The 24,067-nt window shown below is 40.2% G+C and carries 25 protein-coding genes and 2 riboswitches; of the genes, 20 read left to right on the plus strand and 5 right to left on the minus strand.

Going from position 1 to position 24,067, the window contains the following annotated elements; translation table 11 throughout:
* Positions 1-92: 92 nt before the first annotated feature.
* The 9 genes from thiM (N8O43_RS03780) to thiE (N8O43_RS03820) all read left to right on the plus strand — a co-directional run bounded on the left by thiM (N8O43_RS03780) (position 93) and on the right by thiE (N8O43_RS03820) (position 7,222).
* A complete protein-coding gene (gene thiM, locus N8O43_RS03780; RefSeq protein ID WP_185756851.1) occupies positions 93-875 on the plus strand; it encodes a hydroxyethylthiazole kinase in 783 nt (260 codons plus the stop codon).
* Between the two features lies 1 nt (position 876).
* The gene (gene thiE, locus N8O43_RS03785; RefSeq protein WP_125393657.1) at positions 877-1,506 is read left to right on the plus strand and encodes a thiamine phosphate synthase; all 630 of its coding nucleotides are present in this window, start codon (positions 877-879) and stop codon (positions 1,504-1,506) included.
* Between the two features lie 213 nt (positions 1,507-1,719).
* Positions 1,720-1,808: riboswitch (TPP riboswitch) on the plus strand.
* Positions 1,809-1,963: 155 nt separating this feature from the next.
* On the plus strand, positions 1,964-2,524 hold the full coding sequence (locus tag N8O43_RS03790; RefSeq protein ID WP_000915275.1) for an ECF transporter S component: 561 nt from the start codon (positions 1,964-1,966) through the stop codon (positions 2,522-2,524).
* Complete coding sequence (locus N8O43_RS03795) at positions 2,525-3,910, plus strand: ATP-binding cassette domain-containing protein (RefSeq protein ID WP_261089495.1); 1,386 nt, start codon at positions 2,525-2,527, stop codon at positions 3,908-3,910. It begins immediately after the preceding gene.
* 1 nt (position 3,911) lies between these two features.
* Positions 3,912-4,562, plus strand: coding sequence for an energy-coupling factor transporter transmembrane component T (locus N8O43_RS03800; protein WP_261083361.1), 651 nt, complete (start codon positions 3,912-3,914; stop codon positions 4,560-4,562).
* A 10-nt stretch (positions 4,563-4,572) separates the two neighbouring features.
* Positions 4,573-5,265 carry a thiaminase II gene (gene tenA, locus N8O43_RS03805; protein ID WP_261089496.1) on the plus strand — a complete coding sequence of 231 codons (693 nt, stop codon included), beginning with the start codon at positions 4,573-4,575 and terminating at the stop codon, positions 5,263-5,265.
* Positions 5,266-5,269: 4 nt separating this feature from the next.
* Positions 5,270-5,794 carry an energy coupling factor transporter S component ThiW gene (thiW, locus tag N8O43_RS03810; RefSeq protein ID WP_261089497.1) on the plus strand — a complete coding sequence of 175 codons (525 nt, stop codon included), beginning with the start codon at positions 5,270-5,272 and terminating at the stop codon, positions 5,792-5,794.
* On the plus strand, positions 5,794-6,597 hold the full coding sequence (gene thiM / locus N8O43_RS03815) for a hydroxyethylthiazole kinase (protein WP_261089498.1): 804 nt from the start codon (positions 5,794-5,796) through the stop codon (positions 6,595-6,597). The genes thiW and thiM (N8O43_RS03815) overlap by 1 nt, the downstream gene beginning before the upstream one ends.
* A complete protein-coding gene (thiE, locus tag N8O43_RS03820) occupies positions 6,590-7,222 on the plus strand; it encodes a thiamine phosphate synthase (protein WP_261089499.1) in 633 nt (210 codons plus the stop codon). The genes thiM (N8O43_RS03815) and thiE (N8O43_RS03820) overlap by 8 nt, the downstream gene beginning before the upstream one ends.
* Before the next feature lie 135 nt (positions 7,223-7,357).
* Here thiE (N8O43_RS03820) and thiD read toward each other — a convergent pair whose 3' ends face one another.
* A complete protein-coding gene (thiD, locus tag N8O43_RS03825; protein WP_153199564.1) occupies positions 7,358-8,149 on the minus strand; it encodes a bifunctional hydroxymethylpyrimidine kinase/phosphomethylpyrimidine kinase in 792 nt (263 codons plus the stop codon).
* A gap of 83 nt (positions 8,150-8,232) precedes the next feature.
* Positions 8,233-8,330, minus strand: a riboswitch (TPP riboswitch).
* A gap of 183 nt (positions 8,331-8,513) precedes the next feature.
* Between thiD and N8O43_RS03830 the strand changes: the two genes are divergently transcribed.
* The 8 genes from N8O43_RS03830 (at position 8,514) to manA (ending at position 17,742) form a co-directional block, all read left to right on the plus strand.
* A complete protein-coding gene (locus N8O43_RS03830; RefSeq protein WP_001167205.1) occupies positions 8,514-8,909 on the plus strand; it encodes a CopY/TcrY family copper transport repressor in 396 nt (131 codons plus the stop codon).
* Between the two features lie 10 nt (positions 8,910-8,919).
* Positions 8,920-9,291, plus strand: a complete 372-nt coding sequence (locus N8O43_RS03835; RefSeq protein WP_000935076.1) for a cupredoxin domain-containing protein — start codon at positions 8,920-8,922, stop codon at positions 9,289-9,291.
* A 9-nt stretch (positions 9,292-9,300) separates the two neighbouring features.
* Positions 9,301-11,544, plus strand: coding sequence for a heavy metal translocating P-type ATPase (locus tag N8O43_RS03840; RefSeq protein WP_261089500.1), 2,244 nt, complete (start codon positions 9,301-9,303; stop codon positions 11,542-11,544).
* Between the two features lie 211 nt (positions 11,545-11,755).
* Entirely contained in the window at positions 11,756-13,531 is a 1,776-nt protein-coding gene (gene spxB, locus N8O43_RS03845; protein WP_261089502.1) for a pyruvate oxidase, read from the plus strand.
* 58 nt (positions 13,532-13,589) lie between these two features.
* Positions 13,590-13,937 carry a VOC family protein gene (locus N8O43_RS03850; RefSeq protein ID WP_045611956.1) on the plus strand — a complete coding sequence of 116 codons (348 nt, stop codon included), beginning with the start codon at positions 13,590-13,592 and terminating at the stop codon, positions 13,935-13,937.
* Positions 13,938-14,452: 515 nt separating this feature from the next.
* The gene (locus N8O43_RS03855) at positions 14,453-16,027 is read left to right on the plus strand and encodes an ATP-binding cassette domain-containing protein (RefSeq protein ID WP_045611954.1); all 1,575 of its coding nucleotides are present in this window, start codon (positions 14,453-14,455) and stop codon (positions 16,025-16,027) included.
* A gap of 251 nt (positions 16,028-16,278) precedes the next feature.
* Positions 16,279-16,539: a SemiSWEET family transporter gene (locus tag N8O43_RS03860; RefSeq protein WP_001291476.1), complete on the plus strand. Its 261-nt coding sequence runs from the start codon at positions 16,279-16,281 to the stop codon at positions 16,537-16,539.
* A gap of 258 nt (positions 16,540-16,797) precedes the next feature.
* On the plus strand, positions 16,798-17,742 hold the full coding sequence (manA, locus tag N8O43_RS03865) for a mannose-6-phosphate isomerase, class I (RefSeq protein ID WP_045611953.1): 945 nt from the start codon (positions 16,798-16,800) through the stop codon (positions 17,740-17,742).
* 40 nt (positions 17,743-17,782) lie between these two features.
* On the opposite strand, the gene N8O43_RS03870 is transcribed toward manA, so the two are convergent.
* A complete protein-coding gene (locus N8O43_RS03870; RefSeq protein ID WP_045611951.1) occupies positions 17,783-19,123 on the minus strand; it encodes a sodium-dependent transporter in 1,341 nt (446 codons plus the stop codon).
* 340 nt (positions 19,124-19,463) lie between these two features.
* Between N8O43_RS03870 and N8O43_RS03875 the strand changes: the two genes are divergently transcribed.
* Positions 19,464-20,204 carry a MerR family transcriptional regulator gene (locus N8O43_RS03875; RefSeq protein WP_045611950.1) on the plus strand — a complete coding sequence of 247 codons (741 nt, stop codon included), beginning with the start codon at positions 19,464-19,466 and terminating at the stop codon, positions 20,202-20,204.
* 41 nt (positions 20,205-20,245) lie between these two features.
* Here N8O43_RS03875 and N8O43_RS03880 read toward each other — a convergent pair whose 3' ends face one another.
* The 3 genes from N8O43_RS03880 to N8O43_RS03890 are packed head-to-tail and all read right to left on the minus strand — an operon-like array spanning position 20,246 to position 22,892.
* Positions 20,246-20,767: a DUF1697 domain-containing protein gene (locus N8O43_RS03880; protein WP_000400051.1), complete on the minus strand. Its 522-nt coding sequence runs from the start codon at positions 20,765-20,767 to the stop codon at positions 20,246-20,248.
* A gap of 48 nt (positions 20,768-20,815) precedes the next feature.
* Entirely contained in the window at positions 20,816-21,988 is a 1,173-nt protein-coding gene (gene aao / locus N8O43_RS03885; RefSeq protein WP_084923412.1) for an aminoacetone oxidase, read from the minus strand.
* 58 nt (positions 21,989-22,046) lie between these two features.
* Positions 22,047-22,892, minus strand: coding sequence for a DegV family protein (locus N8O43_RS03890; protein ID WP_173876366.1), 846 nt, complete (start codon positions 22,890-22,892; stop codon positions 22,047-22,049).
* 124 nt (positions 22,893-23,016) lie between these two features.
* Between N8O43_RS03890 and N8O43_RS03895 the strand changes: the two genes are divergently transcribed.
* Together N8O43_RS03895 and N8O43_RS03900 are read left to right on the plus strand one after the other, a co-directional pair.
* On the plus strand, positions 23,017-23,574 hold the full coding sequence (locus N8O43_RS03895) for a TetR/AcrR family transcriptional regulator (RefSeq protein ID WP_023943134.1): 558 nt from the start codon (positions 23,017-23,019) through the stop codon (positions 23,572-23,574).
* A gap of 18 nt (positions 23,575-23,592) precedes the next feature.
* Positions 23,593-24,060: a deoxycytidylate deaminase gene (locus N8O43_RS03900; protein ID WP_000136973.1), complete on the plus strand. Its 468-nt coding sequence runs from the start codon at positions 23,593-23,595 to the stop codon at positions 24,058-24,060.
* Positions 24,061-24,067: the final 7 nt, after the last annotated feature.

Genomic DNA, 24,067 nt, shown 5'->3' on the forward strand with positions numbered 1-24,067 from the left:
ATCATTCAATGTAAATGAAAAAATTTCTTAACGAAAGATAGAAATAAATCGAAATCAGTAGATCGTATAAAGTGAAAAGGAAGGATTTCAATATGACAAGTTTAAAATTATTAAAAGAAAAAGCACCTTTGATCATTTGCATAACCAACGATGTAGTAAAAAATTTCACAGCAAATGGATTAGTAGCACTGGGTGCATCACCAGCCATGAGTGAGTTTCCAGCAGATTTAGAGGATTTGTTAAAGTATGCTGGTGGTTTATTAATAAACATAGGAACATTGACAGATGAAAATTGGAAATTATACCAAGCTGCTCTGAAAATTGCAGAGAAATATAATGTCCCAGCAGTTTTAGATCCTGTAGCCTGTGGAGCAGGAGAATATAGAAAAAAAGTAGCAGATGATCTAATCAATAATTACAAACTGGCAGCGATTAGGGGAAATGCTGGCGAGATTGCCTCTTTAGTAGGAATAAATGTGGCATCTAAAGGAGTAGATAGTGCGGGCGTATATAATATTGATGAAATTGCTCTAGCTGCAAACGCTAAGTTTCATATTCCAATAGTAGTAACAGGTGAAGTGGATGCTATTGCGGTTAATGGAGAAGTGGTAACGATTCATAATGGTAGTGCCATGATGCCAAAAGTTATTGGGACTGGATGCTTATTAGGTGCTGTAGTAGCAAGCTTTATCGGGCTTGAAAAAGGTCAAGAATTGAAATCATTAGAAACAGCAATGTTGGTTTACAATATCGCTGGAGAAATGGCAGAAAAACGTCCAAATGGACATCTTCCTGGAACATTTAAAGTTGAATTTATAAATGCCTTATACGAGATTACAGATGAAGATGTAAAGGAATTCAAAAGAGTGAAGTAAAATGTTTCATAAAGAATTACTAAAACTATATTTTATTTGTGGAACGACTACTTGCCAAGGAAAAGATCTATATGCAGTCGTTGAGGAAGCCTTAAAAGGTGGTATAACCTTATTTCAATTCCGTGAAAAAGGTGAGGGAGCCCTGGAAGGTAAAGAAAAAGTCGAATTAGCAATTAAACTACAGGCTCTTTGTAAAAAATATAATGTTCCATTTATCGTTAATGATGATATTGAGTTAGCATTGGAAATAGATGCTGATGGCGTACATGTAGGACAGGATGACCTTGGAGTTGATGAAATTAGAAAATTGATGCCAGATAAAATAATTGGTCTTTCTATAAAAAACGAGGAAGAATTTCAACAATCAAAAGTTGAATATGTAGATTATGTCGGTGTTGGTCCTGTATTTGATACCCAGTCAAAAGATGATGCTGGTGGTGCTATAGGTTATGAAGGTCTTAAATTGATGAGAAAACTATTGCCACAAATGCCCTTAGTTGCAATTGGTGGGATACAGACGAAACATATTAAAGACATTATGAAGACCAATGTTGACGGTGTTTCAATCATTTCAGCAATATCGTATGCAAAAAATATAGAAAAAACTGTTCGGGAAATGAGTGAACAATAGCTATCAATTTTTCCTTGTATTCTGATGGAGTAGGATTTTCTTTTTTCTAAAAAGCTATGCCCAGATTTAGCTCAAATGGCTAATCTATCAAACAAGACATTTGTTTTTTGAAAACGAAAGACTTACTATTTTTGTGAGTGCAAGGCTGTATTTCCAGTTCAATTTCTTGAACTAGAATAAATCATTTGTTAAAATAATTATATAATTAAATAATAAAGACATTTGGGGTGCTTTAGGCTGAGATGATACCCATTGAACCTGATACAGTTAAGACTGGCGAAGGGAAATGTGAAATGGTTTTGTATTTATAGAAACTAACCATCTAATCTTGTAAGCTGAACTCTAATTCCTATCTGTAATTAGAGTTTTTTCTTTTACGAAACTGGATGAAGATGATACAAAGCATTTAGGTAGCTCACCTTGAATGCCCCACTTTTCTTTAAAAAAGGAGTTTTTTATGTTGAAAAAATGGCAATTAAAAGATGTTATCTTACTTGCTTTCTTGTCTATCTTTTTTGGTGGCGTTTTTGTGGGATCTGGCTATCTGTTTGATATCCTCACTCTGATTTTAGCACCTCTTGGCTTGCAGGCCTTTGCCAATGAGATCCTCTTTGGTCTCTGGTGTATGGCTGCGCCTATTGCTGCAATCTTTGTTCCAAGAGTCGGAAGTGCAACGATTGGTGAAGTGCTAGCTGCGCTTGCTGAAGTCCTTTATGGTAGCCAATTCGGTCTAGGTGCTCTTTTGTCTGGCTTGGTTCAAGGTTTGGGAAGTGAACTTGGTTTTATCGTAACCAAGAATCGCTATGAAAGTTGGCTCTCTCTAACTGCCAATAGTATTGGGATTACGCTTGTTAGCTTTGTCTATGAGTACATTAAGTTAGGTTACTACGCCTTCTCCCTTCCTTTTGTCCTTTCCTTGCTTGTGGTGCGCTTTATTTCTGTCTTTTTCTTCTGTACTATCTTGGTTCGTGCCATTGTCAAACTTTATCATCAGTTTGCAGCTGGGGGCAAGGCATAGATGGGTCTGGAACTACGAGCGATTCAGTCCCCAATCTTCTCTGAGTCGCTTGATTTTACTTTTCATGTGCAAGCCTTTACCTTGTTAGTTGGGAGCAGTGGTTCAGGAAAATCTAGTCTCTTTCAAATGATTGCCCAAGTCAGTTCTCTTCCCTATAGCGGTCAAGTCCTGATAAATGGGAGCGAGGTCAGTCAGCTTTCTATCATCGAACGTGTCCAGACGGTTGGTATTCTCTTTCAAAATCCCAATCATCAATTTACCATGGAGAACTTGTTTGAGGAGCTGATTTTTACCTTGGAAAATATTGGGCATCCCGTTCAGGAAATTGATTCTAAAATAGCAGAGGTGGTTCGACAATGTCGCTGTGAAAAGATATTGCACCGTCCCATCCATCACTTATCAGGTGGAGAAAAGCAAAAGGCTGCCTTGGCTGTTCTCTTTGCTATGAATCCTAGGGTCTATCTCTTGGATGAACCTTTTGCTTCCATTGATCGCAAGAGTAGGATAGAGATATTGGAGATTCTAAAAGAGTTGGCTTCTAATGGGAAGACAGTTATTTTGTGCGACCATGATTTATCTGATTATGAAGCCTATATCGACCATATGGTGGAGCTAAGAGATGGACAACTAAGGGAAGTGTTTCAAATCCCTACCTCTGAGATGACACAGGCTGTTTCAAAGGAAGTTGCTTCTAGCCCAGAACTATTCCATATGGACCGAACGACTTGTGAGCTGGATAAGCGTCCCCTCTTTTCGATTGTGAATTTTACATTCTACCAAGGAATCTCCTGTATTTTGGGTGATAATGGTGTCGGGAAATCAACCCTCTTTCGGTCTATTCTTCAATTTCAAAAGTATAAGGGGCGCATTACCTGGAAGGGGACAGTCCTGAAAAAGAAAAAGAGTTTGTACCGTGACCTGACGGGTGTTGTTCAGGAAGCTGAGAAGCAGTTTATCAGAGCCAGTCTGCGAGAAGAGCTTCAATTAGATGGACCTGATTCTGAAAGAAATCAGCGAATTTTCCAAGCTTTACAATATTTTGATCTGGAGCAGGCACTCGATAAGAGTCCTTATCAATTAAGTGGTGGCCAGCAAAAGATTCTTCAGCTCTTGACCATCTTGACCAGCAAGGCTTCTGTGATTTTACTAGATGAACCTTTTGCTGGTTTGGATGATAGAGCTTGCCATTATTTTTGCAAGTGGATTGTGGAGGAGAGAAATCAAGGAAGAAGTTTTCTGATCATTAGCCATCGTTTGGATCCCTTGATCTCTGTGGTTGATTATTGGATTGAGATGACTAGTGAGGGTCTCAGTCATATTAAAGACGTGACAATTACCAAACCACTCACATCTCAGAGTAGCAATACTCAAGGGGAGGTGAGATAGTATGGTCAAACTAGCAACTCAGACACCGATTATCAGTCTCTTCTTGTTGATTTTATCCTTGGAAACATCTTTCATTCCTTCGATTGCTCTGAATCTCTCGGTAGTCGCATTTTGTATTCTCTTTATGCTCTATTACCGTCGATTTAAAGTATTGGCTTGGATGATTCTACTCGCCATCTTGCCATCTTTGGCCAACTACTGGGCAGTTCAGTTACATGGAGATGCTTCGCAGGCAGTCATGCTTGGAACGAGGGCCTTTGTGACAGTTTGTATCGGACTTGTCTTTGTTTCCTCTATTTCCCTAAAAGAACTTCTTTTGTACTTGGCTCAAAAGGGGTTATCACGCTCTTGGTCCTATGCCTTGATTGTGGTATTCAATTCCTTCCCCCTCATTCAGCAAGAAATCAAGTCTCTCAAGGAAGCTTGCCTATTACGCGGTCAAGAACTGCATTTTTGGTCTCCCTTGATTTACAGCAAGGTTCTGATGACAGTCTTTAGATGGCGCCATCTTTACCTGAGAGCCCTATCGGCGCATGGATATGACGAACATGCACAGGTGGAGAATCGCTATCGGACTTTTTATATTCCTCAAAGGACAATATTCATCTACCTGCTTTTCTTTTTATTGCTTCAAACCAGTCTATTTTTATAAAGGAGTTATTATGGAATTTACAGATATTGCGATGGAATTATCCAAGGAAGCTTGGCAGGCCTCCTTTCATCATCCCTTTGTTTTACAGTTGCAAGAGGGAAATTTAGACCCGTCCATCTTTCGCTATTACCTGATTCAGGATGCCTACTATTTGAAGGCCTTCTCGGAAGCCTATCACCTTTTGGCTGATAAGACTTCAAACCAAGAGATGAAAAGACTCTTGAAACAAAATGCTCAGAGTTTAGTGGAGGGTGAGTTATTTATCCGCCAACAATTTTTCAAGGAATTGGAAATCAGCGACCAGGAAATGGAGCAACATCCAATCGCTCCAACCTGCTATCATTATATCTCTCACATTTATCGTCAATTTGAAGAAGCAAATCTAGCCATTGCCTTTGCAAGCTTGCTGCCTTGTCCTTGGCTATATCATGATATAGGCAAATCACTTAATCTTAAACCATCACCAAATCCTCTCTACCAACAATGGATTGAAACTTATATTACGGATGAGTTGGAGCAGCAAATCAGAGAGGAAGAGGCTCTGGTCAATCAGCTCTATCGAGAAAGTGACGAGACAGACAAGAAAAAAATGCTAGATGTCTTCCACATCAGTGTTCATATGGAAGCTAAGTTTTGGGAAATGGCCTACCAACACCAGACATGGAAGAGCGATTTACAGTCTTTAGAAACAGGAGAAGAATAGAAATATGAGAAACCACCAATTACAGGTTCACAAATTAACCATTTTATCCATGATGATTGCCCTTGATGTAGTTCTTACGCCTATTTTTCGGATTGAGGGAATGGCACCGATGTCCAGTGTAGTCAATATTCTAGCAGGAATCATGATGGGACCTGTTTATGCCTTGGCTATGGCTACAGTGACAGCCTTTATCCGTATGACGACTCAAGGGATTCCGCCTTTAGCTCTCACAGGAGCAACTTTTGGAGCCCTTTTAGCAGGTCTCTTTTATAAGTATGGTCGAAAATTTTACTTTTCTGCCTTGGGAGAAATTTTGGGAACAGGTATTATTGGTTCTATTGTTTCCTATCCTGTTATGGTACTCTTTACAGGATCAGCTGCAAAGCTTAGCTGGTTTATCTATACTCCTCGATTTTTCGGAGCAACCTTGATTGGTACAGCGATTTCCTTTATTGCCTTTCGATTTTTAATCAAGCAGGAATTCTTTAAAAAAGTACAGGGATATTTCTTTCGTGAAAGGATAGACTGATGCAGGCATTTACAAATCCTTTTCCTCTGGGAACGACTTCCCTAATTCACTGCATTACCAATGAGATTTCCTGTGAGATGCTGGCCAATGGTATTTTAGCTCTGGGATGTAAACCAGTTATGGCAGATGACCCTCGTGAGGTTCTTGATTTTACTAAGCAAAGTCATGCTCTCTTCATCAATTTGGGGCATTTGTCTGCTGAGAAGGAAAAAGCAATCCGTATGGCAGCTTCTTATGCAGCTCAAGTTTCTCTCCCAATGGTAGTAGATGCGGTTGGCGTAACGGCTTCATCCATTCGTAAGAGCTTAGTTAAAGACCTTTTAGACAATAGCCCTATGGTCCTTAAAGGAAACATGTCGGAAATTCGAAGTCTTGTTGGCTTAAAGCACCACGGTGTTGGGGTAGATGCGAGTGCTAAAGACCAAGAAACTGAGGATTTACTTCAAGTCTTGAAAGACTGGTGTCAGACCTATCCTGGTATGTCATTCTTAGTTACTGGTCCTAAGGACCTCATCGTTTCGAAGAATCAGCTCGCTGTACTGGGAAATGGCTGTGCAGAATTAGACTGGATAACAGGGACAGGAGACTTGGTTGGAGCCTTGACAGCCGTTTTTCTCAGCCAAGGAAAGACTGGCTTTGTAGCTTCGTGTCTAGCAGTCTCTTATCTCAATATTTCCGCTGAGAGAATAGTTGTTCAAGGAATGGGATTGGAAGATTTTCGATACCAAGTTCTCAATCAGCTTTCGCTTCTAAGAAGAGATAAAAACTGGTTAGATGCCATCAAAGGAGATGTTTATGAATAGAGAAGCACTTAGACTATATCTGGTAACCAATCGCTACCAAGATTCCGTGGAAAGTTTTCTTGAAAAAGTTGAGAAAGCTTGTCGTTCAGGAGTTACCATAATCCAATTACGAGAAAAAAATCTCACAACCAATCAATATTATCAACTGGCGAAACAAGTCAAGGAAATAACAGATGCCTATCAGGTACCCTTGATAATCGATGATCGCTTGGATGTCTGTCTTGCGGTTGATGCTGCTGGTCTGCATATCGGAGACGATGAACTACCAGTTTTGGTTGCCCGCAAAGTCCTAGGTCCTGAAAAAATCCTCGGTGTCACAGCTAAAACTGTAAAAAGAGCCCTCGAGGCAGAAGAAGGAGGTGCGGATTACTTGGGGACAGGAGCCATTTTCCCGACTACGACCAAGGAAAATGCGCCTATCACCCTGATTTCAACCTTGAAGACAATTTGCCAAAGGGTCGCCATTCCAGTAGTTGCTATTGGAGGCTTGACGTCAGAGAACATTGACCAGCTTATGGGCACGGGTATAGCTGGTGTAGCTGTCGTACGTGATTTGATGCAGGCAGAAGATATAGAGGCAAAAACGCAAGCCTTTTTGACAAAGTTGGATGACATTATTTCCTAATTAATACTCAATGAAAATCAAAGAGCAAACTAGGAAGCTAGTCGCAGGTTGCAGATAAAGCTGACGTCGTTTGAAGAGATTTTCGAAGATTATAAAAACTCTCTAATTCCCTTAAAGTAGGAACTAGAGAGTTTTTTAATCTTTAAAACTTGTATGGTTGACTGGGCCAGAACCATGACCGAGTTGAGGGGCGTCTTGGATGGCTTTCGTGATAAAGGCCTTGGCTTTATCGACTGCTTGATAGAGGGTTTTCCCCTTGGCTAGTTCAGCCGTAATCACTGCAGCAAAGGTACATCCAGTACCATGGGTGTGACAGGTTTGAATTCGTGGACTTTCCCAGACAAATTGGTCATCCTTGGTAAAGAGGAAATCCTTGGCACCGCCTTCGAGATGCCCACCTTTGATTACCACAGACTGAGGACCAAATTCTTTTAAAATCAGGCGACCGGCACGCTGCATGTCTTCAGGATCATGGATTGAAAAACCAACAATCTCTTCTGCCTCAGGAAGATTCGGAGTGATAATGGTTGCAAGGGGAAGTAGGTTTGTTTTTAGGTAGCTTCTGGCACTGGTATCAATCAGGGTGTCTCCGCTCGTAGCGACCATAACAGGGTCAAGGACGTAGGGACAGTCCAGCATTTTAAGATAGGGTTGGATGATTTCCATGATTTCGGTAGTTGCCAACATCCCAGTTTTTACAGCCTGAGGCTTGATATCCGAAAAGACACTGTCCAATTGGGCTTTCAACATTTGAGGAGAAACGTGCTCGATCAATTGAACGCCTCTGGTATTTTGAGCGACAAGACTGGTCACAACGGCCATCCCATAGACATCTCTAGCTTGGAACGACTTTAAGTCAGCCATAATGCCAGCACCACCACTAGGGTCAGTCCCTGCAATGGTCAAAGCAACGGGTAAATAAGTCATCTAAAACCTCCCAACCAACTGAAGTTTGTATTCTTAAGAACAAGCTAGTTTGTTTCAGGAAGGCAATAGAAGACTGCTAGTCCCCATTATCATTTCCACTTCCATCAGCTAGCATTACCTAGATTGAGTCAAAGGGTCTAACAGTCGTTAATCTCAGCTTTACGCACCCCTAGTGGTTGTTTTCTTTTTTCTTTAGTATAGCATATTTTTATTGTTTATATAGTAATATTTGACTGGAAATCCTTTATCAAATGATTAAAATTCTATTTTTTAAAGAAAAGATTAATTTCATAGTTGACAAATGTAGATTTTTGAAGTATACTAATAACTGTAATCGACAAATGTAGATTTAGGAGGTGTGATTATGCAGATTTCAGATGCAGAATGGCAGGTCATGAAGATTATTTGGATGCAAGGAGAGCAGACCAGTACGGATTTGATCAGGGTTCTGGCGGAGCGGTTCGATTGGTCCAAGTCGACCATTCAAACTCTTTTGGCTCGTCTGGTTGAGAAAGAGTGTCTGACTCGGAAAAAAGAAGGCAAGTCCTTTGTCTATTCAGCCCTTTTAACTTTGGACCAAAGTCGGGATTTACTTGTCCAAGATATCAAGGACAAGGTTTGTTCTCGTAGGATTAAGAACTTGTTGGCTGATTTGATTGCTGAATGTGATTTTACTCAGGCTGACTTGGAAGACTTGGAAGCTGTGATTTCTGAGAAGAAATCAAGCGCTGTAACAGAAGTAAGATGTAATTGTATGTAAAGGAGACGTCATGTTAAATAGTATTGTAACCATTGTTTGTATTGCCCTTATCGCGTTTATCTTGTTTTGGTTTTTCAAAAAGCCTGAAAAATCTGGACAAAAGGCCCAGCAAAAAAAGGGCTACCAAGAGATTCGAGTGGAAGTCATGGGGGGCTATACGCCTGAGTTGATTATCCTCAAGAAATCAGTGCCAGCCCGCATTGTCTTTGACCGCAAGGATCCTTCACCATGTTTGGACCAAATTGTTTTTCCAGATTTTGGTGTACATGCGGACCTGCCAATGGGTGAAGAGTATGTAGTGGAAATCACGCCTGAGCAGGCTGGAGAGTATGGTTTCTCTTGTGGCATGAATATGATGCACGGCAAGATGATTGTAGAATAGGAGAATGATATGACTGAAATTGTAAAAGCAAGTGTTGAAAATGGTGTTCAAAAAATCCGTATCACGGCAGACAAAGGCTACCATCCAGCTCATATACAGCTTCAAAAAGCGATTCCAGCTGAGATTACCTTTCATCGAGCAACTCCTTCAAACTGTTACAAGGAAATTCTATTTGAAGAAGAAGGCATCTTGGAACCAATCGGCGTAGATGAGGAGAAAGTCATTCGTTTTACACCTCAAGAATTAGGTCAACATGAATTTTCTTGTGGTATGAAGATGCAAAAGGGAAGTTATACAGTTGTTGAAAAGACTCGAAAATCTCTATCACTTTTACAGCGTTTTTGGATTACTAGTATCTTTACTGTGCCTCTTGTAATCCTCATGATTGGGATGACGACAGGAGGAATTAGTCACCAAGTCATGCGTTGGGGCACCTTTTTAGCCACAACACCGATTATGCTAGTAGCAGGTGGTCCTTATATCCAAAGTGCTTGGGCTAGTTTTAAAAAGCACAATGCCAACATGGATACCTTGGTTGCTCTGGGAACCCTAGTGGCCTATTTCTATAGCTTAGTTGCCCTCTTCGCTGGCCTCCCCGTTTACTTTGAAAGTGCTGCCTTTATCTTCTTCTTCGTTCTTATGGGAGCCGTTTTTGAGGAGAAAATGCGGAAAAATACTTCACAAGCTGTGGAGAAACTACTGGACTTGCAGGCTAAAACAGCAGAAGTCTTGCGTGATGATAGCTATGTTCAAGTTTCCTTGGACCAAGTTCAGGTAGGCGACCTGATTCGAGTACGACCAGGTGAAAAGATTGCGGTTGATGGTGTTGTAGTCGAAGGTGTGTCCAGTATTGATGAATCTATGGTGACAGGTGAGAGCCTGCCGGTAGACAAAACAGTTGGAGATACCGTCATTGGCTCCACCATCAATAATAGTGGAACACTTGTTTTTAGGGCAGAAAAAGTTGGTTCAGAGACTGTTTTGGCACAGATTGTAGACTTTGTGAAGAAAGCCCAGACAAGCCGTGCACCGATTCAGGACTTGACGGATAAGATTTCAGGGATTTTTGTCCCAGCAGTCGTCATTTTAGGGATTGTGACCTTTTGGGTTTGGTTCGTCTTGCTCAGGGATAGTGTAGTTGTGCTTGGAGCGAGCTTTGTGTCTTCGCTTCTCTATGGAGTAGCAGTTCTGATTATTGCCTGCCCTTGTGCATTGGGACTTGCAACACCGACAGCCCTTATGGTGGGGACAGGTCGCAGTGCCAAGATGGGAGTTCTCCTTAAAAATGGAACGGTTCTACAGGAAATCCAGAAAGTCCAAACTATTGTTTTTGATAAGACAGGAACTTTGACGGAAGGGAAACCTGTGGTCACAGATATCATCGGCGACGAAGTAGAAGTGCTTGGATTGGCAGCTTCCTTGGAAGAAGCTTCTCAACACCCACTGGCTGAAGCTGTTGTGAAACGAGCGAGTGAAGCTGGACTTGAGTTTCACACTGTTGAAAATTTCCAAGCCTTGCACGGAAAAGGTGTCTCAGGGCAAATCAATGGAAAACAAGTTTTGCTTGGAAATGCTAAAATACTGGATGGCATGAACATTTCTAGCACTTATCAAGAAAAACTAGAAGAACTGGAAAAAGAAGCTAAGACAGTTGTGTTCTTGGCTGTTGAGAATGAAATCAAAGGCTTGCTTGCTCTGCAAGATATTCCCAAGGGAAATGCCAAGCTTGCCATCAGTCAGTTGAAAAAACGAGGTCTTAAAACAGTCATGCTGACAGGAGACAATGCAGGTGTGGCGCGTGCTATTGCCGATCAGATCGGAATCGAAGAGGTCATTGCAGGTGTCTTACCAGAAGAAAAAGCCCATGAAATCCATAAACTACAAGCGACTGGAAAAGTAGCCTTTGTTGGTGACGGTATCAATGACGCTCCTGCCCTCAGTGTAGCAGATGTGGGGATTGCTATGGGAGCTGGAACAGATATTGCCATCGAGTCAGCAGATTTGGTGTTGACAACTAATAACCTCCTAGGAGTGGTTCGTGCCTTTGACATGAGTAAGAAAACCTTTAATCGAATTCTGCTCAATCTTTTCTGGGCCTTTATCTACAATGTCGCCGGAATTCCGATTGCAGCAGGAGTCTTTTCAGGTGTTGGACTGGCCCTCAATCCAGAACTGGCAGGTCTAGCTATGGCCTTTAGTTCTGTATCTGTTCTGACTAGTTCACTCTTACTAAACTTTAGTAAAATAGATTAAAAGCGGGCTTGCTCGCTTTTTATTATAAAACAGAAACTAAAAACATTTTCAAACTGTACTGTGATAGAGAATAAAAACTTCTGAGCAGATTCTTAGTAAAGTAAAAATAAATGTGATAAATTAGTAGTGTAAAAATTTGCTGAAACGTTTTCAAAAACTATATGAAACCTTTTTTAGTAGATTTAAAAATATTTGAAGGAGAGTTATCATTATGACTCAAGGGAAAATTACTGCATCTGCAGCAATGCTTAATGTATTGAAAACATGGGGCGTAGACACAATCTACGGTATCCCATCAGGAACACTCAGCTCATTGATGGATGCTTTGGCTGAAGACAAAGATATCCGCTTCTTGCAAGTTCGCCACGAAGAAACAGGTGCTCTTGCAGCGGTTATGCAAGCTAAATTCGGCGGCTCAATCGGGGTTGCAGTTGGTTCAGGTGGTCCAGGTGCGACTCACTTGATTAACGGTGTTTACGATGCAGCTATGGATAACACTCCATTCCTAGCAATCCTTGGATCACGTCCAGTGAACGAACTCAACATGGATGCTTTCCAAGAATTGAACCAAAACCCAATGTACAACGGTATCGCTGTCTACAACAAACGTGTAGCTTACGCTGAGCAATTGCCAAAAGTAATCGACGAAGCTTGCCGTGCTGCAGTTTCTAAAAAAGGTCCAGCTGTTGTTGAAATTCCAGTAAACTTCGGTTTCCAAGAAATCGACGAAAACTCATACTACGGTTCAGGTTCATACGAACGTTCATTCATCGCTCCTGCTTTGAACGAAGCTGAAATCGACAAAGCTGTTGAAATCTTGAACAATGCTGAACGTCCAGTTATCTATGCTGGTTACGGTGGTGTTAAAGCCGGTGAAGTGATCACTGAATTGTCACGTAAAATCAAAGCACCAATCATCACAACTGGTAAAAACTTTGAAGCTTTCGAATGGAACTATGAAGGTTTGACAGGTTCTGCTTACCGTGTTGGTTGGAAACCAGCCAACGAAGTGGTCTTTGAAGCAGACACAGTTCTTTTCCTTGGTTCAAACTTCCCATTTGCTGAAGTTTACGAAGCATTCAAGAATACTGAAAAATTCATCCAAGTGGATATTGACCCTTACAAACTTGGTAAACGTCATGCCCTAGACGCTTCAATCCTTGGTGATGCAGGTCAAGCAGCGAAAGCAATCCTTGACAAAGTGAATCCAGTTGAATCTACTCCATGGTGGCGTGCAAACGTTAAGAACAACCAAAACTGGCGTGATTACATGAACAAACTCGAAGGTAAAACTGAGGGTGAATTGCAATTGTATCAAGTTTACAATGCAATCAACAAACATGCTGATCAAGACGCTATCTATTCAATCGACGTAGGTGACACTACTCAAACATCTACTCGTCACCTTCACATGACACCTAAGAACATGTGGCGTACATCTCCACTCTTTGCGACAATGGGTATTGCCCTTCCTGGTGGTATCGCTGCTAAGAAAGACAATCCAGATCGCCAAGTATGGAACATCATGGGTGACGGTGCATTCAACATGTGCTACCCAGACGTTATCACAAACGTTCAATACGACCTTCCAGTTATCAACGTTGTCTTCTCAAATGGTAAATATGCCTTCATCAAGGACAAATACGAAGACACAAACAAACACTTGTTTGGTTGTGACTTCCCTAATGCTGACTATGCGAAAATCGCTGAAGCTCAAGGAGCTGTTGGATTTACAGTTGACCGTATCGAAGACATCGATGCAGTTGTTGCAGAAGCTGTTAAATTGAGCAAAGAAGGTAAAACTGTTGTTATCGATGCTCGCATCACTGAACACCGTCCACTTCCAGTAGAAGTACTTGAATTGGATCCAAAACTTCACTCAGAAGAAGCAATCAAAGCTTTCAAGGAAAAATACGAAGCAGAAGAACTCGTACCATTCCGTCTCTTCTTGGAAGAAGAAGGTTTGCAATCACGCGCAATTAAATAATTTCTTCGTGGAACTTAAAAAGATCGGAGCAATCCGGTCTTTTTATGGAGGATAGTGAATGAATTTAAATCAATTAGATATTATCGTTTCAGATGTTCCCCAAGTCTGTGATGACTTGGAGCGTATTTTGGATAAAAAGTCCGATTATGTTGATGACAGTTTTGCTCAGTTTACGATTGGCAGTCACTGTCTGATGTTGTCCCAAAATCATTTGATTCCTTTGGAAGATTTTCAGTCAGGAATCATTCTTCATATCGAGGTTGAGGATGTAGACCAGAGCTACAAACGGTTGAAAGAGCTTGGTATAAAGGTTTTACACGGACCAGATGTAACCGATTGGGGAACAGAGTCCTTATTAGTTAAAGGGCCTGCTGGTCTAGTGATTGATTTTTATCGTATGAAATAAGTGGACGTTAACCTTAGCTATTTTTAAAACAGAAATTAAGAGTATGAATATTGAAAGATCGGAGCAATCCGGTCTTTTTAACATAAAGCAATTGCACATAAACAATTGACAGCGTTTTTCTAAAATCTTATAATAAAAATATAACAGTACAAAAATAAGATGCATATGAAAGGATGATTTCTATCTGTTAGAGAAGATTGTAAAATATGTCTCTTTGTTTTGATTTGTAAATTAGGCTTTTGTCCAATGGCCAAGCATATTACGGAATTAAGCTCTTCTTTGATTTGTAAGAATATGCAAGAGAAAATTCTTAAAAATCTAGCACTTTATGCTATTTCTGGATGCTATTAAGATATTTTAGATGTGGACTAGAGAAGGGTAAGCAAAAATATCTATCAAGAAAAACAAAAAGGTTGTAAAAAAACCTGAAGTTGTAAGCAATAATTGTAATATTTGTTAAGTTTATATAAAAATGGATAGGGTGGCTAGTCTCTCTATCTTTCTAGGAGGGCATTATGAATAAAATATTTCACTATCTGGATAAGAAAACGAAGTTTTATACAATCATTGGTGCACTGGCAAATGGAGGTTTGGCTCTTGCTCAACCCTTAGTCGTATCACAAGCCTTGTCCTTAAATCAAGGAGAACTGACTTATTCTAAAATCATACAGTTTGCTGTTTTTGGCTTTACAGTATACTTCGTCTTGTATAGCTTAATGCTCTTTTGTAATCATACACATAATGTTTTTAGACGTGAAATTCAAATGAATATGAGGGCAGATTTATTTGACAAGCTGATGATAAATAAAGATTTTAACGAAGATGAAAAAATCACCATGCTCACACAAGATATGGAGTATTTTGGGGATAATTACTTAGAAAAATACGTTAATATCATTTGCTGGAGCTTTGTAGCATTACTAACAGCGATTTATATTATTTCGCAAAATTTGTTACTAGGTAGTATTTTTGTCTTTTTCACTATTTTACGTCCTATTCCTCAGTTCTTGATGAATAAAAGACTCAAACATACTGGTGATGACATGGCTCAAGGCAGAGTAGAAGTGCATAATCAAGTATCTGATAGTATCCGAGGAGCATATACTCTACTCATGAACCAAGCAATTTCTGAAAATCAGAACAGATTTTGGAAGATTAATAGACATTATCAACTAGCCATTCAAAAATTTTGCTTTACCCATAATATAATTTTCTTTTGCAACGGTTTCATGGTCTTTTTAAGCCAAGTTTTACCACTTGTTTTAGGTTTTTACTTTGCTATGGCTGGGCAGAAAGTGTCAGTGGCAAGTCTTGTTGCTATGTATATCGCAGCAGGTCAGCTAGTGAGCCCTATTCAGACTATTATGTATGATGCTGTAGATATACAAGGGGCAAAAACGACAGCAGATAAGATTTTTGGAGTATTAGAAATTGGAGATGTAAAACAGATAGATAAAAAAGATGCGCAAGAATTGCATGCTCTGCACATTAAAAATTTAAGTAAATCCTATGGTGACAGACAACTTTTTACTCATCTAAATTTGGATGTTCAAGTAGGTCAGAAAGTTTTAATCAAAGGACCGAGTGGTTGTGGTAAGTCAACCTTGTTTCGACTCATTACTGGAGAAGAAATAGCAGATGAGGGAGAAATTATCGGTGTGACAACTGTTAATGAATGTACATCAAGTTTTGTATCCAGTATAGGAATTATTAGCCAACACCCATTTCTCTTTAACGATACAGTGCGTTATAATTTAACATTAGGACAAGAATTTTCTGAGGAAGAGTTGCTTGCTGTTTTGAAACAAGTCAAACTAGATTTTGAATTGACGGGTGGGATGGATTTTATTATCAAAAATAACGGGGAGAATATTTCTGGGGGACAAAGAGTAAGGATTGAATTGGCACGTTTTCTTCTTCGTAAAAAAAATCTGTTATTGGCTGATGAAGTGACCGCAGCCCTAGACAAAGAAAACGCCTTCATGGTACATGAACTACTATTTTCTCTTCCTGTAATGATGTTAGAAATTGCCCATCATATTGATGATGAAAGTAGATATCAACAAGTTGTAGATTTAGGAAAATATTGATTCTGGCTTAAAAGTCAGTTTTATCAGAAAATAAAGTAAATATTTCAGCAAAAAAACACCCAGTATCAAGATTTTTCAATACATAATAATATGCGTTTTTCTGATTATATATACTTTTCCTAACTTCACTCTGCTTTCTAATCACAAGATTGTAATAGTTTACATTTTTATAACAAAACTCTCAAACTCTTGCTTATTTTTGCATCATATTATAAAATAAAAAGCATAAAAGAATAAAAGAGGTTTTGAAAATGTCCGAAAAACAAATGAAAGTTTTGGGTTGGGTAGCGACCTTCATGTCTGTTATGATGTATGTGTCTTACTTCCCACAAATTATGAACAATCTGGCTGGTCAAAAAGGAAATTTCATCCAGCCCTTGGTTGCTGCCATCAACTGTAGTCTCTGGGTTTACTACGGTCTTTTCAAGAAAGAAAGAGATATTCCCCTTGCTGCTGCCAATGCTCCAGGTATTGTTTTTGGCCTTGTGACGGCTATTACAGCTTTGATTTAAAAAGAAGACTGGTTTCAGTTTTGTTCGTTTATGAAAATAGATGCTTCATTAAAGTAATTTTTGAATGAGAGTTGAGGGAAAAAGTCCAGTGACAGCTGGCTTTACGAGAGTCTTTTATGTTCGTCTCTATCAAAGAAAAAAGTATATCGTTACTATTTTTATAAAATCTTCTCCCTACTTTATAAGATGTGAAAAAGAGTTCAACTGGAACTCTTTTTTTGCTATAATGAGGGGAGAAAAATCAGACAGGAGAATATGATGTCAGAACCATTATTTTTACAATCAGTTATGCAAGAAAAAATTTGGGGTGGAACCAAGCTACGTGATGAGTTTGGCTACGACATCCCAAGTGAAAAAATCGGAGAATATTGGGCCATCTCAGCCCATCCAAATGGCGTTTCAAAGGTGGCCAATGGTCGTTTTGAGGGAACAGACCTTGCTACTTTGTATGCGGAACATCGTGAATTGTTTGGCAACCGTCCAGAGCCTGTATTTCCGCTTTTGACTAAGATTCTGGATGCTAACGACTGGCTCAGCGTTCAAGTTCACCCAGACGATGCTTATGGACTGGAGCATGAAGGCGAACTCGGAAAAACAGAATGCTGGTACATCATCGCTGCGGATGAAGGTTCAGAGATTATTTACGGTCACAATGCCAAGTCAAAAGAAGAACTCCGTCAGCAAATTGAAGATAAAAACTGGGATGCCTTGTTGACAAAAGTACCAGTTAAAGCTGGAGATTTCTTCTATGTGCCAAGTGGCACCATGCATGCTATCGGTGCGGGCATCTTGATTCTTGAAACCCAACAATCTAGCGATACCACCTATCGCGTCTATGACTTTGACCGTAAGGATGATAATGGTAACTTGCGTGAACTTCACCTTGAAAAATCTATTGATGTATTAAACATTGGTGAGCCTGCAAATAGCCGCCCTGTAACTGTTAAAGCAGATGATTTGCGTTCCACTCTCCTTGTATCCAATGATTTCTTTGCAGTTTACAAGTGGGAAATTACTGGAAAAGTTGACTTCGAAAAGACAGCTGACTACAGCTTGTTCAGTGTCTTAGCTGGTCAAGGTCAACTGACTGTTGACGGAAAAAACTATCCAATCCAAAAAGGTAGCCACTTTATCCTACCAAGTGATGTTGAAGCTTGGACCCTAGAAGGACAAGATTTGGAATTGATTGTTAGCCATCCATAAAAAAGAAAGGGCCTGAGTTCATTACTCAAGTCCTTTTTAATTACATAAATTGGGCGATAAAGACCACGATGATGATGATTGGAATGATGAAACGAAGAAGGAAGAGCCAGACTTGGAACAGTCCCTGTTTCCATGCTCTTTCATCGAGATGGAGTTCCTCCATGGCAAGAGCTTTTTTAAAGATATAGCCTGTAAAAAGTGAAAGGCAGAGAGCTCCAAATGGCATGAGGAGATTGGAAACCAAGAAGTCCATAGCGTCAAAGAAGGTCTTCCCAAAGATGTGAACATCCGCCATGACACCGTAAGATAGGGCTGAAGGAATTCCAAAGACAAAGGTCAAAATTCCTAAAATGGCACTCCACATGGCACGCTTGCTGTTGTCCTGATTGGTGATATTGCCTACATTGATTTCCAGCATAACGACGGAAGAAGTGACTGTCGCAAAGAGGAAGAGCAAGAGGAAGAGGATGTAGAAAATGGTTCCAAAAGGCATCTTGTCAAAGAGTTGAGGCAAGACGATAAAGAGCAGGCTCGGTCCTCCTTCAGATTGGATATTGAAGGCTGACATGGCTGGGAAAATGGCTAGACCCGCCATGATGGATACCGAGATGTTCATGGCTACAATAGAAATTCCTGACTGGACCAGATTGGTTTTCTTATCCAAGTAAGAAGCATAGGTCAGCATGGCTGTAACCCCTAGTGAGAGGGCAAAGAAAGATTGTCCCAGAGCATAGAGGAGACCAGCACTTGTCAGCTTAGAGAAGTCTGGTTTTAGGAAGTAAAGAACCCCTTCCATGGCATTTGGCAAACTGAGAGAACGACCGATGATGACGACAAAGATGATAAAGAGCAGGGGCATCATGACTTTCGAAGCTCTTTCAATCCCTTTTTGAACCCCACGTGATACAATGAAGATATTCAATAGGATAAAGGCTGCTTGAGCTCCTAGGGCAATGGCTGGATTTGAAATGATTGAAGTAAATAACTGAGCATAATCCCCCGTTCCACCAATTTGGAACAATTTTCCAAACTCAATGCCTAGATAGACTAAAATCCAGCCGCCAATAACACTGTAAAACGATAAAAGGATAAAAAGGGCAAAGGCACCAATCCAACCGATAAAGTTGTACTTACTATTCTTGCCTAGTTTTCCAAAGGTTTTGATTGCTGAGACACCAGCACTTCGGCCGAGGGCGAATTCAGCAAGCAAGAGAGGGAAACCGATTAAAATAGTGGAAACGAGAAAGACCAGTAAAAAGCCTCCTCCACCGTTAGCAGCAGTCATGTAGGGGAATTTCCAAACGGCACCAAGTCCGATGGCTGAACCAGCAGATGCTAGGATAAAGCCCAGTTTAGAACCCCATTGAGATTTTTCAGACATAGTTAAACTCCTAAAATTAGTATTACAAAAGAAAAAGCTACTGCCCTTGGCAAATAGCCTCATAAGTACTCAAAATGAGCGTTTCTTTTGATTGATAGACTTGACTATCCTATCATGTTTTCTAAGGTCTGTCAAGAAAACCATTTTCATGTTATGATAAAGTAAAAAATTTCGCAAAAACGCTTGACTCTGACCTGAGGGGAGGGGTTATACTATCAATGTAATACTCTTCGAAAATCAAATTCAAACCACGTCAGCGTCGCCTTACCGTACTCAAGTACAGCCTGCGGCTAGCTTCCTAGTTTGCTCTTTGATTTTCATTGAGTATAAGGAGGAAATAATGTACCATATAAAAGAAGCTGCGCAGCTTTCGGGCGTCTCTGTCAAGACCCTACACCACTACGATAAGATAGGACTTTTGGTTCCTTTAAAGTCGGAAAACGGCTATCGAACCTACAGTCAGGAGGATTTGGAACGCCTTCAGGTTATTCTTTATTACAAATATCTAGGTTTTTCTTTAGAAAAAATAGCAGAGCTATTAAAGGAAGAAAGGGAAGATTTATTGCCTCATTTGACCAGGCAGTTGGACTATTTGACTCGAGAAAGGGAACATCTGGATACCTTGATTTCAACCTTGCAAAAAACCATTCAAGAACAAAAAGGAGAAAGAGAAATGAGCATTCAAGAGAAATTTGCTGGATTTAACTACCAAGACCATCAAAAATACCACCAAGAGGCGGTAGAGAAATATGGACAAGAAGTGATGGACCAAGCGCTCGAGCGCCAAAAAGGTCACGAAGACGAAGCTACGGCTGCCTTCAATCAAGTATTTCGATCCTTGTCACAAAATCTTCAAGCTGGACTGCCTGTAACAGCAACAGAAAACCAAGAAGAAGCTGCTAAACTCTTGCAAGCCATCCGTACTTATGGATTCGACTGCTCTATTGAAGTATTCGGTCATATCGGTAAAGGCTACGTCTATAACCCAGAGTTTAAGGAAAACATTGACAAATTTGGAATTGGAACAGCCCAGTACACATCAGATGTGATTGCCCACTATGTCCAAACTCAGACAAAATAAAATCGGAGGAGTATTCTTCCGATTTTTACTAAATTCAAGCACTACTTGCTTAATAATTTTTCTACTACATTTAGTTTTCGCATTGTCAAATCTACATTAAAAAGCTTTTCAAGATAGTTGGTATGGAGTTTCTTTTGTTTTGCAGTTCTAGGGAGATAGAGGTAAAGACAATGGTTACCGATACAAATTTCTTCTTCACCATAATCAATTTTCAATTTTTCTAAAGGGAGACTTTGAATAGATTCTTGATAAAAAATCACGTGTATACGGTCATAAAGATAGTGTTCTCCAAACGGGTTTTCTTGGACAATTTTTTTAAAATCACTTTTGTTCTTGATTACCATTTTTAAGTCAGCACCAATATTTTCATTTATTAGAGTATGGACACGTTCTCGTATTTTTTCTAAATCTAAGTCACTTTCAAGAATGATATTCCCACTTTGAATATAGGTTCGAACTTGTTGAAAACCAGCTTCTGTCAAGATATCTACTAGATAAGACATTTTAGGGATAGCATTTTTTCCATTAGGAGTAACTCCCCTTAACAAGATAATATGTTCCAAAGTAGTTCCTTTCTTTTGGGGCTGATTTAGCCATTGAATAATTTAGATTTAGATTGGGTTTGATCCCGCCACCCAGCCAGTACAGAGGGCAGAAGTGATGTTAAAGCCACCTGTGTGGGCGTTGATATCCAGTACCTCACCAGCAAAGTGGAGGCCAGGGACCAGCTTACTTTCTAGAGTTTTAGGATTGATTTCCTTAAGACTGACACCACCCTTGGTAACAAAGGATTTAGCTAAGGACATTTTACCAGTCACAGGGATTTTTAGTCCCTTGATGGACTGGAGAAGTTGTTCTCGTTCCTTTTCAGTCAGTTGTTTGACTTTGTCAGGATAGCCTTGCACAAAAAATTCTGCCAAACGCTCAGGTAATAAAGATTTTAAAGCGTTTTTCAAGGATTTTCCCCGATTTTCTTCTAAAAATACAACCAAGTCCTCCTCAGAAAGATGAGGTAAGACATCGAGAGAGAGAAGCTCACCACCTTTGACAAAGCTAGACATACGTAGGGCAGCAGGGCCTGACAAACCAAAGTGGGTAAAGAGCAAATCGTGAGTGATGACATGCTTACCATAGCTTAGGGTCACATCGTCCAGCGAAATCCCCTGCAAGGCCTTGTGTGGAAAATCTGTCAACAAAGGACTTTCAGCTGCCTCAAGCTCAGTAATGGTGTGTTTAAAATGACGGGCAATCTCATGACCAAAACCAGTCGAACCAGTAGAAGGATAAGATTTACCACCAGTTGTGACAATGAGTTTCTCACAAGTGAAGCTTTGGTCTGCGGACTTAAGGACAAACTGTTCACCGATTTTTTTAACCGAAACAATTTCTGTTTGAGTAGCAACTTGACCACCTAGCTCAGTGATTTTCTTTTCCAAAGCCTCGATTATGGTTCGCGATTTGTCACTAGCAGGAAAGACGCGGCCGTGGTCTTCGACCTTAAGTTTAACACCATTTTCTGTAAAAAAGTTAATGATATCATGGTTATCAAACTGGGAGAAGACACTGTAGAGAAAGCGCCCATTTCCAGGGATGCCAGCGAGTAGATCGTCTAGAGTTCCGTTATTGGTGACATTGCAACGACCACCGCCAGTTCCAGCTAATTTTTTTCCAAGTTTCCGATTTTTTTCGATGAGAAGTGTTTTCTGCCCGTAAAAGCTACTGGAAATCGTAGCCATCATGCCAGCAGGACCTCCACCGATGACAATAGTATCAAAATGTTTCATAGCTCTATTGTACCACAAAAAAACAAGAGATGACGGCCACCTCTTGTCAAGAATGCAATTAATCAATTTCATACCCCATCAGCAAACCACCATCTTCTGCATAAAAACTGCAGAGACCAGATGTTGGGAGAATTTTAATATCCGCCTGTGGGAAATTTTCACGGATTCGGTCTGAGAGCTGTTGGCAACATTTCTCGTTATTGCGTTGAGCCATGACAATACGACCACCAGCATATCCTGCTTTCACTAACTCTTCATAGGCTGCCTGAATCGATTTCTTTGCTCCTCTTGCTTTTTGTAGCAATTCAAGGGTTCCAGTTTCATTAGCTTCTCCGACCATACGGATATTTAGAAGGCCAACGACCGTACCGATAAGCTTGCTCAAACGGCCGTTCTTCACCAAGTTATCGACCTTTGCTAGAACAAAGAGCAACTTGGTTTTTTCTTGATAGGCATTGATAGCTTCAACCACTTCTTCAAAAGATAAGCCCTGGTCAATCAAGTCATTCAATTTTTCTACGAGCAAGTCAACTTCCCCACCAGCAGACAAACTATCAATTACATGAATCTTAGTGTCAGGATGGTCTTCCAGATAAATATTCTTGGCCAGTTGAGCACTATTGTGACTGCCAGAAAGAGTACCGGTGATGGTTACTAGGAAAATGTTTTTGGCACCTTCAAATGCTCGCAAATAATCATCTGGGCTTGGACAAGCTGATTTTGAAGCTTCTGCAGTTGCATACATGGTTTCCATCATTTGGTCAATATCAAGACTGGCATCATCAACAAAAATCTGATCAGCTACTTGAATGGTTAAGGGGACACTTACAAAGGTCGTGTCAATAGCTGGTTTTGCCAGTTGACGATAATCACAACCAGAGTCAGCAATAATCTTCCAAGTCATAGAAATTCTCCATCTTTGTCAGTTATACATTGACAAAGGTTCTGTCTTTTTTTACAATTATATCATGAAAACCCTTGAAACAAAAGCCTCATCTGTCTGTTGTGACAAGTAGAAAGAAAATGTTATGTCTGAACGTAGAATCTCTGAAAAATCTCTTGAAAATCTCAGAAAATCAAACCAAGAATCCAATTTATTAACTAGAGAAGCCATCGAAACAGCCCTCTTGCAGCTCTTGGAAAAAAAGGACTTGACCAAGATTAGTATTTCTGAATTGGTCAAACGTGCAGGCGTTTCGCGTGCGGCTTTTTATCGCAATTATGATTCTAAAGAGGAGATTTTAGAAAGCGTCTTTAAACGAACTGTCCACAATATTATGGAACAGTTGCATCATTATGATTTAAAGACAGACCTTTATCTGGTCTGGGTTCACCTTTTTCGAGAAGCAAGAAAGGAAGCCAGAGTGATTCAACTGGCCTTGGATTACCATCTGGAAAAAATCTTTATCCAAGCCATGCAGGAATTTCTAGAAAAATACCATGGGAAATCAAAAGGTGTCAGCTCTTATCTTCATTCCTTCTGGAGTTCAGCCATCGTCTCAGTCCTTTTAAAATGGATCAAGGATGGCATGAAGGTACCTGCTGAAAAGATAGCGGATTTACGGTTACCATTTTTTAAAAAATAGAGAAAAAGGAGAAGAGATATGACTGAAAAAAGACTGGCCTGGGATGAGTATTTTGCAGCCCAAGCCTTACTAATTGCCAATCGTTCCACTTGTAAACGTGCCAAAGTGGGCGCAATTCTGGTAAAGGATAATAAGGTTATTTCCACTGGTTACAATGGTTCGGTGTCAGGAACCGAGCATTGTATTGATCACGAATGTCTGGTCATCGAAGGCCACTGTGTTCGCACCCTTCACGCTGAGGTCAATGCTATCCTTCAAGGTGCAGAGCGTGGTGTTCCAAAAGGATTTACAGCCTATGTAACGCATTTTCCTTGTCTGAACTGTACCAAACAATTATTGCAGGTTGGTTGTAAGCGCGTGGTTTATATCAACCAGTACCGAATGGACGACTACGCCCAATACCTTTATCAAGAAAAAGGAACAGAATTAACTCATTTACCACTTGAGACCGTACAAGCAGCTCTAAAAGAGGCAGATTTAATGTAAAAATTAT

Source organism: Streptococcus mitis (assembly GCF_946190335.1).
GTDB lineage: Bacteria > Bacillota > Bacilli > Lactobacillales > Streptococcaceae > Streptococcus > Streptococcus mitis_CH.